16 protein-coding genes are annotated in these 14,293 nt (G+C 68.2%); 12 read left to right on the top strand and 4 right to left on the bottom strand.

The annotated features are described in order from the left end of the window. The first annotated feature begins 18 nt into the window (after window positions 1-18). Genes frr through EV644_RS26545 form a run of 3 tightly spaced genes read left to right on the top strand, consistent with a single transcriptional unit; the run spans window position 19 to window position 2,091 of the window. Window positions 19-573 (top strand): ribosome recycling factor, encoded by a 555-nt coding sequence (gene frr, locus EV644_RS26555; protein ID WP_199234931.1) that lies wholly within the window; start codon window positions 19-21, stop codon window positions 571-573. Then, window positions 573-1,406, top strand: a complete 834-nt coding sequence (locus EV644_RS26550; protein WP_132191494.1) for a phosphatidate cytidylyltransferase — start codon at window positions 573-575, stop codon at window positions 1,404-1,406. Before frr ends, EV644_RS26550 begins: the two co-directional genes overlap by 1 nt. Window positions 1,407-1,437: 31 nt before the next feature. Further along, the gene (locus EV644_RS26545) at window positions 1,438-2,091 is read left to right on the top strand and encodes a GNAT family N-acetyltransferase (protein ID WP_132191495.1); all 654 of its coding nucleotides are present in this window, start codon (window positions 1,438-1,440) and stop codon (window positions 2,089-2,091) included. Here the strand turns inward: EV644_RS26545 and EV644_RS26540 are convergent. Then, window positions 2,081-3,124 carry an LLM class flavin-dependent oxidoreductase gene (locus EV644_RS26540; protein WP_132191496.1) on the bottom strand — a complete coding sequence of 348 codons (1,044 nt, stop codon included), beginning with the start codon at window positions 3,122-3,124 and terminating at the stop codon, window positions 2,081-2,083. The two genes, EV644_RS26545 and EV644_RS26540, sit on opposite strands and share 11 nt — an antisense overlap. A gap of 48 nt (window positions 3,125-3,172) precedes the next feature. Next, a complete protein-coding gene (locus EV644_RS26535; protein WP_132191497.1) occupies window positions 3,173-4,012 on the bottom strand; it encodes an SDR family NAD(P)-dependent oxidoreductase in 840 nt (279 codons plus the stop codon). Window positions 4,013-4,112: 100 nt separating this feature from the next. Here EV644_RS26535 and EV644_RS26530 point away from each other — a divergent pair, with 100 nt between their 5' ends. From EV644_RS26530 to EV644_RS47255, 3 genes are read left to right on the top strand one after another with little or no spacing between them, the layout of a single operon-like run. Next, a complete protein-coding gene (locus tag EV644_RS26530) occupies window positions 4,113-5,015 on the top strand; it encodes a LysR family transcriptional regulator (protein WP_132191498.1) in 903 nt (300 codons plus the stop codon). Between the two features lie 36 nt (window positions 5,016-5,051). Then, on the top strand, window positions 5,052-5,207 hold the full coding sequence (locus EV644_RS44700; RefSeq protein WP_158292929.1) for a hypothetical protein: 156 nt from the start codon (window positions 5,052-5,054) through the stop codon (window positions 5,205-5,207). Next, window positions 5,204-5,332: a hypothetical protein gene (locus tag EV644_RS47255; RefSeq protein WP_255511349.1), complete on the top strand. Its 129-nt coding sequence runs from the start codon at window positions 5,204-5,206 to the stop codon at window positions 5,330-5,332. Before EV644_RS44700 ends, EV644_RS47255 begins: the two co-directional genes overlap by 4 nt. A gap of 66 nt (window positions 5,333-5,398) precedes the next feature. Here EV644_RS47255 and EV644_RS26525 read toward each other — a convergent pair whose 3' ends face one another. Both EV644_RS26525 and EV644_RS26520 read right to left on the bottom strand, forming a co-directional pair. Further along, window positions 5,399-5,914, bottom strand: coding sequence for a hypothetical protein (locus EV644_RS26525; protein ID WP_132191499.1), 516 nt, complete (start codon window positions 5,912-5,914; stop codon window positions 5,399-5,401). A 314-nt stretch (window positions 5,915-6,228) separates the two neighbouring features. Next, the gene (locus EV644_RS26520) at window positions 6,229-6,777 is read right to left on the bottom strand and encodes a helix-turn-helix transcriptional regulator (protein WP_132191500.1); all 549 of its coding nucleotides are present in this window, start codon (window positions 6,775-6,777) and stop codon (window positions 6,229-6,231) included. 463 nt (window positions 6,778-7,240) lie between these two features. On the opposite strand from EV644_RS26520, the gene EV644_RS26515 reads away from it, so the two are divergent. Genes EV644_RS26515 through EV644_RS26490 form a run of 6 tightly spaced genes read left to right on the top strand, consistent with a single transcriptional unit; the run spans window position 7,241 to window position 14,285 of the window. Continuing rightward, window positions 7,241-8,014, top strand: coding sequence for a glycosyltransferase family 2 protein (locus EV644_RS26515; protein WP_158292928.1), 774 nt, complete (start codon window positions 7,241-7,243; stop codon window positions 8,012-8,014). Continuing rightward, a complete protein-coding gene (locus EV644_RS26510; RefSeq protein WP_132191502.1) occupies window positions 8,011-10,140 on the top strand; it encodes a hypothetical protein in 2,130 nt (709 codons plus the stop codon). Before EV644_RS26515 ends, EV644_RS26510 begins: the two co-directional genes overlap by 4 nt. Then, window positions 10,137-11,099: a glycosyltransferase family 2 protein gene (locus tag EV644_RS26505; protein ID WP_132191503.1), complete on the top strand. Its 963-nt coding sequence runs from the start codon at window positions 10,137-10,139 to the stop codon at window positions 11,097-11,099. The genes EV644_RS26510 and EV644_RS26505 overlap by 4 nt, the downstream gene beginning before the upstream one ends. After that, a complete protein-coding gene (locus EV644_RS26500; RefSeq protein WP_199240011.1) occupies window positions 11,096-12,202 on the top strand; it encodes a hypothetical protein in 1,107 nt (368 codons plus the stop codon). The genes EV644_RS26505 and EV644_RS26500 overlap by 4 nt, the downstream gene beginning before the upstream one ends. Next, window positions 12,199-13,020, top strand: a complete 822-nt coding sequence (locus tag EV644_RS26495; protein ID WP_132191504.1) for a glycosyltransferase family 2 protein — start codon at window positions 12,199-12,201, stop codon at window positions 13,018-13,020. The genes EV644_RS26500 and EV644_RS26495 overlap by 4 nt, the downstream gene beginning before the upstream one ends. Further along, window positions 13,017-14,285, top strand: coding sequence for an MATE family efflux transporter (locus tag EV644_RS26490; protein WP_132191505.1), 1,269 nt, complete (start codon window positions 13,017-13,019; stop codon window positions 14,283-14,285). Before EV644_RS26495 ends, EV644_RS26490 begins: the two co-directional genes overlap by 4 nt. The last annotated feature ends 8 nt before the right edge of the window (window positions 14,286-14,293 follow it).

Here is a 14,293-nt window from a genome sequence, read left to right as displayed (position 1 = left end):
GAAGCGAGGAATGTCGTGATCGACCAAGCACTCCGCGAAGCCGAGCAGAAGATGGCGAAGGCCGTGGAGGTCGCCAAGGACGACTTCGCCGCGATCCGCACCGGCCGGGCGCACCCGCAGATGTTCGCCGGCATCGTGGCCGACTACTACGGCAGCCCGACGCCGCTGCAGCAGCTGGCCGGGTTCCAGGTCCCGGAGCCGCGCACGGTGCTCATCTCGCCGTACGACAAGGGCGCGATGGCGGCGATCGAGAAGGCGATCCGCGACTCCGACCTCGGGGTGAACCCGGGCAACGACGGCTCGGTGATCCGCGTCGTCATGCCGCAGCTCACCGAGGAGCGGCGCAAGGAGTACATCAAGGTCGCCAAAACCAAGGCCGAGGAGGCCAAGGTGTCCGTGCGGAACATCCGCCGGCACGCCAAGGACGAGGTGGACAAGACCGTCAAGGCCGGCGAGGCGGGCGAGGACGAGGGCAAGAGTGCTGAGAAGCGCCTCGACGGGTTGACGAGGAAGTACGTCGACTCCATCGACGAACTGCTCAAGCACAAGGAAGCCGAACTGCTCGAGGTGTGATGGGCGTAGACCAGAGCACGCCCGCGTCGAGCCGCGCCGGGCGCAACCTGCCCGCGGCGATCGCGGTCGGTGTCGGCCTCGGTGCGGTCATTCTCGGTTCGCTCTACTGGCAGAAGGTCCTTTTCATCTTCGTCGTGCTGGCCGCTGTGCTGGCGGCTGTCGACGAACTCGTCCGCGTGTTCCGCACCTCCGGTGCGACGCTGGCGCGGATCCCGCTGTTCGCCGGTACGACGGCGATGCTGGTCTCCGCGTACTTCGGTGGTCCGCTCGCGCTGCTGGTCGCCTTGGCGTTCACCGTGCTGGCGACCATTTTCTGGCGGATGCCCGGTGGTTCGATCGGCTTCGTCCGTGACGTAACCACCGGCGTCTTCCTGATCGCCTACGTGCCGCTGCTGGCCGGCTTCGCCATCCTGCTGGTCCAGCCGGAGGACGACGGTCCGCAGCGGGTGGTGACGTTTTTCCTGGTCGTCGTGGCCAGCGATGTCGGGGGGTATGTGGCCGGCGTCCTGTTCGGCAAGCACCCGATGGCGCCGACGATCAGCCCGAAGAAGTCCTGGGAGGGCTTCGCCGGCTCCACGCTGGCCTGCATCGGTGCCGGCATCGGGTCGGTGATCTGGCTGCTCGACGGTGAGTGGTGGGTCGGCGCGATCGTCGGCGCCGTCGCCGTGCTGACCGCGACGGTCGGCGATCTGGCCGAGTCGATGATCAAGCGCGACCTCGGTATCAAGGACATGTCCAACCTCCTGCCGGGCCACGGTGGCGTGATGGATCGGCTGGATTCCTTGCTGGCAACGGCTCCCGTGGTCTGGTTGTTGCTGTATCTACTCGTTTGACGCCGCCCGGTCCGCCGGGTTGGCTGGCTGCATGACCATTGCTCCTGACGGCCGGTCCCTGGTCGGCGACGTCGTTCGCCTCGACAGGCTCCAGGCTGCTGACATCGAACCCCTGTACGCCGCGATCGGCAACGAGCAGGTGTACGCCGCCGGCTTCGGCGGAGGCAGCGCCGGCATGCCTACGGACGCGGAGCACATGCGCGAGCAGTGGGTGGAGTCCGCAGCCCAACGCGCCGCCTACGTGGTCCGTCTGGTCGGGGACAGCTCGCTCGGCGCAGGGGGCACGGTCGTCGGCAGTACGAGCCTGGGCGACGTGGATCTCCCCAACGAGTCCGTGCACCTTGGCTGGACGGGATACGCTCCGGCGGTCTGGGGGACGGCGGTGAATCCGGCCTGCAAGTTCCTGCTGCTCCAGCACGCCTTCGAGGACTGCGGATTCGGCCGGGTGAAGATTCAGACGGGGCTGACAAACACCCGGTCGCAGGCGGCGATCGCGAAGCTCGGCGCTACCCGCGAAGGGGTGTTGCGGCGGCACAAGAGACTGGCGGACGGCTCGTTCCGCGACACCGTGGTCTTCTCGATCCTGGCCGACGAATGGCCCGACGTCCGCAAGGGCCTCTTGGCAAGGATCACCGGGCTGAGCCGGGACCGGGCGCGTTGGCGTGGCGCCAGGGTCAGCGGCTGACGAGGCCAGCGAGCTGGGCGGCTTCGGCCAGTAGGCGGTAGGACTCGACCAGGTCGGCCCGGTTGTAGGTGTTCGTGGTGAGCAGTACTTCGTCTGCGCCGGTGCGGCTCACCAGGCCGCCCAAGGCCGCGTTCACCTCGTCCGGTGTGCCGTAGATCTGGCCGCGGAGGGACTGCTCGTAGAAGCCGCGCCCCTTCTCGGTCATCTCGAGCTGCAGGACTTCCGAGACCGGCAGCAGTGGCGGGAACACCCCGCGCGTCCGCGAATAGGCGCTGGACCACGCCTCTGGCAGGAGCAGCCGCCTAGCCGATTCTGTTGTGGCAGCCACCGCCGCCGTGACGGCCAGTACGACGTACGGGTTGGTCGCCCAGGGGGACGGGTGGAAGTCGGCGCGGTAGCGGGCGAGGAGGCTGAGGAGTTCCTGCTCGCCTTTGACGCCGGCGATCACCAGTGGGAGGCCGAGTGAGGCTGCGAGGAGGGCGCCGTCGCCGACGGCCAGTACGAACGGCGGTACGCGTAGACCTTCGCCAGGGCGCGCGTGCACCTGCGGGTGGTTCTGCTGGGTGCCGGTGAAGTAGCCGAGCAGCTCCTGGACCTGGGAGGTGAAGTCCTCCGCAGCGTCCTTCTCGACGCCGAGGGCTCGGCGGATGCCGTTGGTGAAACCGACGGACCGGCCGAGACCCATGTCGATGCGTCCGGGGAACAGGGACTCCAGTACTCCGAACTGCTCGGCTACGACGAGTGGCTGGTGGTTGGGGAGCATCACGCCGCCTGTGCCGACCCGGATGCGGGTGGTGCTGGCCGCGACTGCTGCGGCAAGGACCGTCGGGGCTGAGCCGACCACACCGGGGACGCTGTGGTGCTCGGAGACCCAGAACCGGTGGTACCCGAGCTCCTCGACCTGCTGCGCCAGCCGGACGGTGCCGCGCAAGGTCTCGGCCTCAGTCTCACCCGCACGAGTGCGGGACCGGTCGAGGATCGACAGAGGCACGCCGCTCAGTGACGACTGGGGGAGTCCGGCCGAAGAGTCCATGATGCAAAGTCCAACGGCCCCGTCCGGACTCCCATTCCCTGTCCTACCTCAGGAGATGGCGGTTGAGCGGCTTAGTTCCTCCCACTCGGTGACCTCGGCCAGTAGTGCGTCGTGGTGCTCGCGCAAGCCGTCGACGGCGTCGTTGCCCAGCAGCAGGCGCAGCGGTGGGTTGTCGCTGTCGAGCGCCTTCATAATTGCCGCCACGCCCTTCACAGGGTCGTTCTCCTCCGAGTCCAGCAGCGCCGCAGTGGCCTGCCGAGTCAACCCAGCGGATTCCTTGTAGGCCGACAACTCCGGGGTGGTCACCTTGTTGCGGTTGAACTCGGTACGGAACGCTCCCGGCTCCACGATCAGCACCCGGATGCCCAGCGGCGCCAGCTCTGCGGCAAGTACCTCCGAGTAGCCTTCGAGTGCCCACTTCGCCGAGTTGTAGGCGCCGTAGCCCGGGTACGTCTTGAGACCGCCAAGCGAGCTCATCTGCACGATCGTCCCGTGGCCTTGCTCGCGCAGCACCGGTACGACCGCGCTGGTCACCTCGGCGGCGCCGAAGAAGACCACGTCGTACTGCTCACGCAGCCTCTTCATGCCGACCTCCTCCAGCGCACCCATCACCAGCGAGCCCGCATTGTTGACCAGGACATCGATCCGGCCGAACACCGCGAGCGTCGCCTGTACGGCGGCCTCGACGGAGGCGGGATCGGTGACGTCCAGCGCCGCCGTGCTGACCCGGCCCTTGCCGAGCTCGGCCAGGTCGGCCAGCGTCTCGGGCCGGCGCGCGGTGGCCATCACCCGGTCGCCGGCGGCCAGTGCGGCAAGCACCAGTTCGCGGCCGAACCCGGTCGAACACCCCGTGATCAGCCACACCCGGTCTTGTCCTTCGTTGCTCATCTTTGCTCCGATTCCAGTGGTGTTTCCTTCTCTTCGAGTCTTCGTCGCGGCGCGGCCACGGACCAACACCGGCTTCCTGGCGCAGCAGTAGCCTGAGCCTGTGACCCCCGATCTCCGGCAGTTGAGGTACTTCGTCGCCGTCGCGGAGGAATCGAGCTTCACCCGGGCCGCCGCCCGGCTGCTGATCGCCCAGCAGTCCCTGTCGCAGCAGATCACCCTGCTGGAGCGCACGCTCGGCGCGAAGCTGTTCGACCGTGACAGCCGGGGCACGGAACTGACCGAGGTCGGCAAGCTCTTCCTGCCCGAGGCACGCGCTGTGCTGCAACGTGCCGACGACGCGGTCGCCGTAGTCACCCGGGCGGTCCGCGGGGAGATCGGCAACCTCCGGCTCGCCTTCCTCGCCACCACTGCGAACTACCTTCTGCCCTTGGTGGTCCGGGCGGTCCGGGAACGCCTTCCGGACCTGCAGCTCGCCACGGAGGAGACCACGATCAGCGCCTTGGTCGAAGGCGTCACCACCGGCCGGTACGACGTTGCCTTCTCCCGCCCGCCGCTGGTTGACGGACTGGCGACCAGGACGCTGGCCACCGAGCGAGTCTGCGCAGTACTCCCAGCGGGTCATCCGCTGGCCGACAGAGCGGAAGTGGCCCTCGAAGACCTGGCCGACGAGAACTGGGTGCTGACACCGCGCAGTTCGTGGGAGCCCTGGCACAAGGTGTACGACGAGGAGTTCCACGAGGCGGGGTTCGTCCCTAAGGTCGTGCAGCGTGACCCGAGTCCGCAAGTACTGCTCGGACTTGTCGCGGCCGGGGTAGGGGTGACGCGGCTCGCCTGGTCCGCGAACAGTCTCCGGCGTACTGGTGTGGTGTTCGTACCGATCGCCGGCGAGTCCGTCAGTACGGAGATGGTCTGGCTGCCCGGCAACACCTCGCCGGCACTCCAGGTGGTGCTCGAGATCGTGACCGAGTTGGCTGCGGAGTCGGATGTGACGACGGCCGGATAGTCCCAGCCATTCGATCCAGCTCGAAGGCGTGGTGATTTGCCGAACGATCCGCCGACCCAGGCGCAGCGGGACCTGCGCTGGAACGACGTCGTCTTCGACCGGACCTACCCGATCGTCGCGAACTTCGTTGCCCCGGCCAACAACCACCCGTCGGGCTACCCGAACTACACGATCTGGCACACATCACCGTGATCGGGTACGACACCAGCGACTCGACTGTACTGATCGAGGACCCGGCCGGCTTCGCCCCCGCGACGTACTGGCTGACCTTCAACCAGCTCGTCACCCTGATCCCGCCGAAGGGCTACTCGGCCTGACCTCCTGCGTGCGAAGGGACCGAGGGCCTGCCCACGGTCCTTCGGACGCAAGGAATTCCCTCTAGCTCAGGGTTGCGGAAGGTCGAGCTGTACCACGACCGTGGCGTCGTCAGCCGTCAGGCCTGGCAGGGCGGTCATGCCGTGCGGGACCTCGGCGGCGCAGCGTTGCCGGGCCGAACTGAGCAGCGGGCAGAACAGATTGCGCGCTCGGGTAACGGTCAAGGTGGTCGGGAGGGACCCGTCGAGTCCGGCCGCGAGCGGGGCCACCAGACCGAGCGCACGGTTGGGCTTCGACGGCACGCTCCGGATGATGGCGCCGGACAGCCGGTAGTGCAGCTCGATCCGGTCGGCGGGTGAGTCGAGCAGAACCACCCGCAGAGTTCCGACCTCGGCAGGGCGCATCGGCACCAGTAGTCCACCGGCGCGCAGGACAACCGAGTTCGCGCGCGGCCGGGAGGCCGCGAAGGTCGCTCCCGCGAGCGCGGTGGACGGTGCCGCGAGGATGAGCCGGTCGGTCGGAATCCGGAGCGTGATCGTCTCGACGACGTCGAAGGTTCCGTCGCTCCGAGGCGTTGCGCCCATTCGGATGCCCGGAACGGAACGCGGGCTCGGTGCGGGGCCGGGCGGCTCGACCGCAGGGCGTGGCGTGGCGGCGGTGGCGTGGGGTGCCCGCGGTTCAGCTGCCGGGCGAACCGGGTCAGCGTTGTGAAACCCGACGGCCAATACACCGAGGCAGACGATCAGGGCAGCACCCAGGAACACGCGCCCGACCACCCGTCTATCGAGTTTCGGCATTGTCACGGCTCACCCGCCCCAATTGTGTTACCGCCGGTCTCGAAATCATTGCGCGGATGATTCGCGAACCCCCAGAGAATGGTGATTGGTTGCCGGGTCCGCTAACCATTGCGGACCAAATTGACCGCTTCCGCCGCGCTGTGGACGCGAAGCCGGCGACAGAGATTTTTGATATGCGTCCGGGCCGTGCTCGTCCTGATCGACAGGCGCCGGGCGATGCCGGCCGGATCGAGTCCCTCGACGAGGCATTCGAGGACCTGTCGTTCGCGTGCGGTCAGCCGGGCCGCGATGCTGCCGTCGAGGTGATCGAAGGCGCCGAGCGTCCGCCGTACGCCGGTGTGGACCCCTTGGACGGTTGCCTGTACTGCGGCGACGAGATCGGCCATCGTGTAGTCGCCGCTCACTACCCGCATCATGCCGTCGAGTCTCGCAGGGAGCGTGCAGGTGTCCGCGGTGATGATCACAAGTCCGGACCGGGTCGAGGCGTGCGCGAAGGCGGCCACCACCGTGCCGAGCGGTCGTCCGAACAGATCTGGACTGACGACTGTGGCGTCGGGCCGCACGGCTGCGACTGTGTGCAGGGCCTCGACGAGTCGCGTCTCAACCGGGTGGACACTTGCTCCGCCGAGGCGCTCGAGACCGGCAGCCACCGCCTCACCAACGGTTCGCTGCGGATCACACACGACAATGGAGATTCCTACCACCGAACGTATCCTTGCGGTTCCGATGGCATTGCCGGGACCCTCGAATGGTGGTGATACCTCTCATCAAAATGGTGGACATCCGCGGGCGGCGGATCGACGTACCGAGAATTGATGAGACGCATCTGCACAAATGGCGGAGGCTCGTCAATCGACCGTGGAGTAATACCGGAGGATAACGCCGGGGACAGTCGGCGGTTGGTGGCGTCCGTTCACCCAAGTTGGAGGAGACTCGTGGTCGCGCCGCACGGAGGTGCGGGCGAACCGCCTGACGGCCGCCGGCCGAGCCGACGTCGGCACCAGCAACGTTCGGGGCGATGGGGGAACCATGACGTCAACGGTCAGCGCCACGCCGTTCGCACCGGTGAGCGGATCGAATGGGCATGGGCAATCGCCCGACAGCGTCCGGCGATTGCCGGACCTTCGGCTGCCGGCGGTCACCGTCCGTGCCGTCACGCCGTCAGTCTCCGTCGTCGTGCCTGCCATGAACGAGGAACGCAACATCCGGTGGGTTCTGGAGCGCATCCCGTCGTGCGTGAGCGAGGTCATCGTCGTCGACGGTTACTCCTCCGACCGCACAGTCGAGGTTGCCCGCGCGACTCGGCCCGATGTCATCACGGTGCCACAGCGCGGGCGGGGTAAGGGCGCCGCGCTGCGCACCGGGTTCGAGCGTGCGACCGGTGACTTCATCGTCGCGATCGACGCGGACGGCAGCATGGAACCGGCCGAGATCGAGTACTACGTCGCCGCGCTCCACCAGGGTTACGACCTGGTCAAGGGGTCCCGCCAGTTGCGCGCGGGCGGGTCGCTCGACCTGACCCTCGTACGCCGGCTCGGCAACGGCGCGCTCGTCGGTGCCGTGAACCTGATGTGGGGGAGTTCCTTCAGCGACCTCTGCTACGGCTACTTCGGCCTCCGACGCGACAAGCTCGAGCTGCTGGGGCTGACGTCCGGCGGTTTCGAGATCGAGACCGAGATCGCCGTCCGAGCCGTGGAGGCCGGTCTGCGGATCGCCGAGGTACCGAGTGTCGAACTGCTCCGGCAGCACGGCCTGTCCCACCTGAACGCGTGGACGGACGGCTGGAGGATCTTGCGGCTGCTGGCCCGCGAGCGCCTGCCGCTGGCACGGCGTCCACTTGTCGACGCGCTCGACCGTCGCGGACTCCACCCGGTCGGTACGCCATGATCCGGCGCACGCTTCGCGCCGTCGGTCTGATCGCGTTGTCCATCGGCCTGGTGCAGGTGGTCCTGCCCGGCCCGGCCTTCGTCAACGCCGCAACAGAAGCTGCGTCCGGATCGATGGCGACTGCGGCAGACGTCGGCTTCGTCGGACCGGCGTACACCGGGACGACCGCGCCGACCGGCCAGAAGCCACAGAGCAAGTTGTGGATCGCGGACGGGATCTGGTGGGGGAGCCTCTGGGACACGGCCAGCCGCGACTTTCACATTTTCTGGTACGACTGGGCCGCGAACAGCTGGACCGACACAGGAGTGCTGGTCGAGGACCGTCCCAACAGCTACCTGGACGCCTTGTGGGACGGCTCCCATCTCTACATCGCCAGTGCCGGCGCTACGGCAAACAACGCCGGCCAGAGCCCTCGTGTGACGCGGTTCAGCTACAACACGGCGACGAAACAGTGGTCGCGAGATGTCGGCTATCCGGTCACGCTCGCCAGCGGCGGCGTCCAGGCGGTGGTCCTGGCCAAGGACAGCACCGGGCTGCTGTGGGTCACCTTCGTCCAGAACGCCAAGGTGTGGCTGACCCACTCGACCGCCGGTGACGACCTCTCGTGGGTGGCCAAGTATCAGCTGCCGACACCGGGCAACGAGGCGAACGTCCAGACCCTCGATATCAGTTCGATCATCGCGTACGACGGTGACAAGATCGGGGTGCTGTGGAGCAACCAGCGAACCCAGATCATGTACTGGGCCGCGCACGCCGACGGAGCCTCCGACCAGAGTTGGACACTGCAGATCGCGTATCAGCAGAGCGAGGGCGCCGACGACCACATCAACCTCAAGTCCCTGGTCGGCGACCCGAGCGGTCGGGTCTTCGCGGTGGCCAAGACGTCCATGGACGCACCGTCCGACCCGCTGATCAACCTGCTGGTCCTCACACCGAGCGGGCAGTGGACCAGTCGGCCGGTCTACACCAAGGCCGATGACTCCACCCGCGCGATCGTGCAGATCGACACCAGCTCGCGGGAGGTGTACGTCTTCGCCGCGGCGCCGTGCTGTACGGGTGGCACGATTTACTACAAGAAGGCCGGCCTCGACAACCCGGTCTTCCAGCCTGGCCTCGGCACCGCTTTCATCCACAATGCCGCGCATCCGGAGGCCAACAATCCAACCTCGACGAAGCAGAACCTGTCCGGGGCCACCGGCCTGCTCGTCCTCGCGGGCGACGACGAGACGCGCCGCTACCTGTACAACCGGCTGACGCTCGGTGGCGCCCCACCGCCAGACACGGATCCGCCCGAAACCACGATCACCTCGGCGCCGCCGGCAGTGACCTCGTCCCTTGACGCGACCTTCACGTTCTCGTCGAGCGAGGCGGGCTCCACCTTCGCCTGCAGCCTCGACGGGCAGCCGGCCGCGCCCTGCACGTCGCCGACGGCCTACACAGGTTTGGGCTTCGGCAGCCACACATTCTCCGTCACAGCCACCGACGCTGCGGGCAACGGCGATCCGAGCCCGGCCGCGCACGCATGGTTGATCCAGGCAGAGACTCCAGCGATCTTCGCGGACGACTTCAGTTCCGGCGGATTCGCCGCCGGCGGCTGGACCGTCCACACTGGTGGCGGGGGAACGGCCACCGTCATCTCTGGTGCCGTCAACCCCGGCGACCTCGGCGCCCGTCTCACCTCGACCACGGCGACCGGTGCGACCGCCTCGATCCGGAAAGCGCTCGGTACGTCGTACGCCGACCTCACCGTCGCGTTCGACGCGAAGGTGACTGCCGGTGGCAGCACCGACACCTTCTTCGCCCTCGCCAAGATCTACAACGGGGCTGGCACGCGGCAGCTGAGCGTGCTGCGAGTGGCCGCTACGGGCGAGCTTCGGGTGCAGTTCAGGGAAACGACGGTCACGACGAGCGGAACCCTCGTCGACGGACGGATCGCGCGCATCTCGGTGCGGCTGGCGCTAGGTGCGAGCGACGACACAGTTGTCGTCAGTGTCGACGGCGCCGTGATCTACAGCTCGTCGACGGCCGATCTCGGCTCGGTGGGGTTCGCCAACCTGAGGATGGGCGATGACAGCTTGCGCCGGAACCTCGACTACCGCTTCGACAATGTCGAGGTGACCGAATGACCGGAGACCGGGTCAGCGTTGTCATCTGCGCCTACACGATGGCACGGTGGCAGCTGCTGGTCGAAGCGGTCGAGTCGGTACGGCAGCAGACCTGCCCGACAGACGAGTGCATCGTGGTGGTCGACCACAGCGGCGAGTTGCTCGACCGCGCGAAGAACGAGCTCGGACCGGACGTGCGGGTGATCGCCAACGAGTCGACCCGCGGTTTGTCCGGTGCCCGCAACATCGGCGTCGCGGCGGCCTCGGGAGATGTGGTCGCGTTCCTTGACGACGACGCGGCCGCCGAGCCGGCCTGGCTCGAGCGGCTCACCGTGCATTACGCCGATCGCAGCGTCATCGGCGTCGGTGGACTCGTGGTCCCGGAGTGGGCGACCGGACGACCATGGTGGTTCCCGGCGGAGTTCGGCTGGGTCGTCGGCTGCTCGTACACCGGCTTGCCGGTGACAACGGCGCAGGTGCGGAATCCGATCGGCGCCAACATGTCGTTCCGACGAGAGCCGGTCCTCATGGTCGGCGGGTTCGCGACCTCCGTCGGAAGGCTCGGAGCCGACGGGCTCGGTTGCGAGGAGACCGAGCTCTCGATCCGGCTCGCCCGACGTTTCCCCGGCATGCGAATTCTGCACGAGCCGGCGGCCGTCGTCCATCACCACGTTCCGGCGGACCGCGCCCGCTGGACGTACTTCCGGCGTCGCTGTTGGGCGGAGGGAATCAGCAAGGCGGAGGTCAGTCGGCTGGCCGGTCCGCGGCTGGCGCTGGCCACTGAGCGCACGTACGCGCTGCGCACCGTCCCGAGAGGCGCAGCGAACGACCTGGCCGCCGCGCTGCGAGTCCGCGCCCCCAGGCGGATGGCGCGCGCGGCGGTCAGCCTCGCCGGCCTCACCTTGACCGCGACCGGCTACCTGACCCGACGGGTTCGCACCCGCGCGGTGCCCCCGACCACGACCACTGGGAAGTCATGATGATCATCTCGCCGACCGATGAGCAGGGCTGGCTGTTCTTCGACGTCCACGGGCGGGTCGGCATCCGGGTGGCTGCTGGGGCGCCGGCCGCCGCACAGCTCCGGACGATGCTGGCGTGCTTCACCACCGAACACGAGGTATCAGCCGACATCGTGGTGACCGCACCGCTCGAGCCGATGCTGGAGGCGGCGGTGCTCGAGGACGACTTGGCCTATACCGCCGACACCGTCCGGTTCGTCCGCGAGCGGGTGCAGATCGTGTGCGAGGAGAATCAGTACCGGATTCACGGCGCGGGCGAGTTGCTGACTGCGCTGGTGCCGATCCTGGACCGTGCGATGGTCACTCGCGGCGCCGCGATGATCCATGCAGCGACCGTCGCCTACCGCGGCCAAGCGATCGCGCTGCCGGCTGCGGGCGGCACCGGCAAGACCAGTACGGTCGCGAAGCTCCTGCGCCGCGACGGGTTCTCGTTGATGGGTGACGACTGGGCCTTCCTCACCGACGACTCCACGCTGCTCGGCTACGACAAGCCGATGTTCATCAAGCCACACCACAAGTCGATCTATCCGCACCTCTTCGAGGGGGCTCGCAAGCCGCTCGTGCCGGTGGCGCTGTCGCGAGCAGTCGGCCGGTTCACCACTTTCGTGCACCCGGTCGTCATCCGCTACCCGCGGCTGGCCGACTTCTCCCGCCGGTGGTCACCGGAGCACCGGATGGTTCGCGCGACCCAGGCATTCCCCGGCCGGGAGGTGACGGCTCGGGCACCGCTCGCACAGGTTGTCTACATCGAGCGGTACGAAGGCGCTCGGACCCGCCTGCTGGTGCGCGACGAGGGCTGGATGGTCGACCGCATGCTGGGGAACTTCCAGATCGAGTTGGCCGGATTCTCGCAGCGGGTGGTGACCGGGCTGGGCGCCGCCTCGGTGCTGCCCTGGAGCCGGTTCGTCGAGGAGAAGGCCAACGTGCTTCAGAAGGCAGTCGACGGACGGCCGTGCCATCTGCTGCAGGTACCCAGCGTGTACTCACCAGACGATGCGTCGGACGACATCGTGGCGTTCCTCGGGGAGCTGTTGCCGGCGGACGACGAACGGCCGGAGCTGTGACCTACCCTGCCCCAACTGTCCGCGACGTCACGGCCGTGGTCCCGGTACGGAACGGCGAGCAGTTGCTGCCGGGATGTCTCACCGCGCTGCGGCAGGCCGGGGTCGGCGGGACCGTCGTGGTCGACGGGCTGTCAGGGGATCGCTCGCGCGAGATCGGGGCGGAGCACGGCGCCGTGGTGATCAGCGACGAGGGCAAGGGCCTCCCACACGCCCGGACGATCGGTGCCGCCGCCGCGACCACCCGCTTGGTGCTGCTGGTGGACTGCGACGTGGTCTTCCCACCCGGTGCACTCGCTGAACTGCTCGAAGAGTTCGCCGGCCAGGACTTCACGGCTCTGCAGGCAGGGCTGCAAAGCGTCGGTGGGCCAGGCTACTGGGGCCTCGCGCTGGCCCACCACCACCGGACGGGTCGCAGCCGGCACTGGTTCGGACTGGTTGCCACTCTGTTCGACCGCGATGAGTTGGCGCGGATCGGCTTCGACGCCGGCTTCGCGTCCGGGGAGGACATCGAGCTGCGCTGGCGGCTCCGAGATGCCGGGCTGCGCGCCGGGGTCTCCGAACGGGTGCTGGTCGAGCATCGGTTCGCCGGCGACGACTTCGCGTTCGCGCAGGACCAGTTCCTGATGGACGGCAGCGGCCTGGGCCGGATGGTCCGCAAGCATGGCTGGCGAGGATTGCGGCTGCTCGCGCTCCCACTCGCGGCTTCCGTGCGCGGAATCACAATCAGCCTGGTCACTGGGCAGCCACGGTGGATCCCGTACTACGCGGTGTTCGGCTGGTTCAACTACGTCGGCCTCGTGCGGGGGCTCGTGCGGTGACGCTCAGCGGAGCGCGTTGGCCTGCCTCACCGGCGCTTCGCTCGCTGGCCGGCGGCTCGCTCGGGCTGCTCACCGGCAAGGTCCTGCAGATGGGAGCCGGATTCTTCTTCTGGGTGGTCGCCGCGCGGGTCGCCACGGTCACGGATCTCGGGATCGCCGCGGCGACGATATCCGCGGTGATGCTGTGCACCCAGCTCGGTCAGCTCGGCACGGGTTCGGCCGCCATCGTGGAGATCGGCCGGGACGGCGATCCGGCGCCAGTGCTCGACACGGCGTTCACGCTGCTCGCCGTCACCAGTGTGCTCGTCGGGTCCGGATATCTGGTGATCGCCGCCGTCTCGACGGGGGAGGCCGTCACGCCGGTCCTCGTCGCCGCGTTCCTGGCGGCGACCCTGTTCGGTACGGCGCTGATCTGCCTGGACCAGGTCGGCGTCGCGTTCGGTCGAGGTGGCAGTGCCCCGAGCCGGTACGGCGCGGGTGGTCTTGCCGCGTTCGTGGCGATCGCCGGGGTCTGGTGGCTACGGGATGCCGCGAGCGTGGTGACAATCGTGGTCTGCTGGTCGCTGGGAGGCGCGATTGCGGTTCTCGTTGGCGTCGGGCAACTACGCCGGATCGCAGCCTACCGGTACCGGCCGTCGATGCACCTCGGCCGCGGTCGCCGGGTGCTGGGTATCGGGTTACCGAACCAACTGCTCACCATGACCGAGCGGGCGCCGGCTCTGCTGGTGCCGGTTCTGGTTGCGCATACTGTGTCGCCGGAGGCGACCGCCTACTGGTATCCCGCCTGGATGATGGCCTGGATCGTATACACCGCGCCGGTCCAGGTGGGGCTCGTTCAGTTCGCGGCAGGTGTGCGCCACCCCGATCGGCTGGCGCACCTGACGCGGGTCGCCGTCGGCTGGTCGCTGGCGCTCGGCGGCGCCATGGCTGTTGGCCTGCTGGTGCTGTCGGATCCGCTGCTGCGACTGATGGGCCCGGCCTACGCCGATACCTCGGTGACCAGCCTGCGGCTGCTCACCATCGGATTCGTGCCCTACGCGGTCCTGCAGGCGTACAACGCCGTCTGCCGGGCGCGTGAGATGTTTGCCGAGGGCATCGGAGTGGGCGTGGTGCTCGGCGTCCTGCTCTGCACCGCCACAGTGGCCGTCGCCGACCGCGGCGCGACGGCTATGGCGCTGGCCTGGATCGCAAGTCTCGCTGTGGGCGCCAGTTGGGCGATCTTCCGGCTCGCACGTGTTCTTCCCGGCGGAGCCATCGATGGTTAGCGTCGAAC

This window comes from Kribbella orskensis (assembly GCF_004342085.1).
GTDB classification, from domain to species: domain Bacteria; phylum Actinomycetota; class Actinomycetes; order Propionibacteriales; family Kribbellaceae; genus Kribbella; species Kribbella orskensis.
Note: the sequence above shows the minus strand (reverse complement) of the source record. Positions and strands in the feature narration are given on the sequence as shown.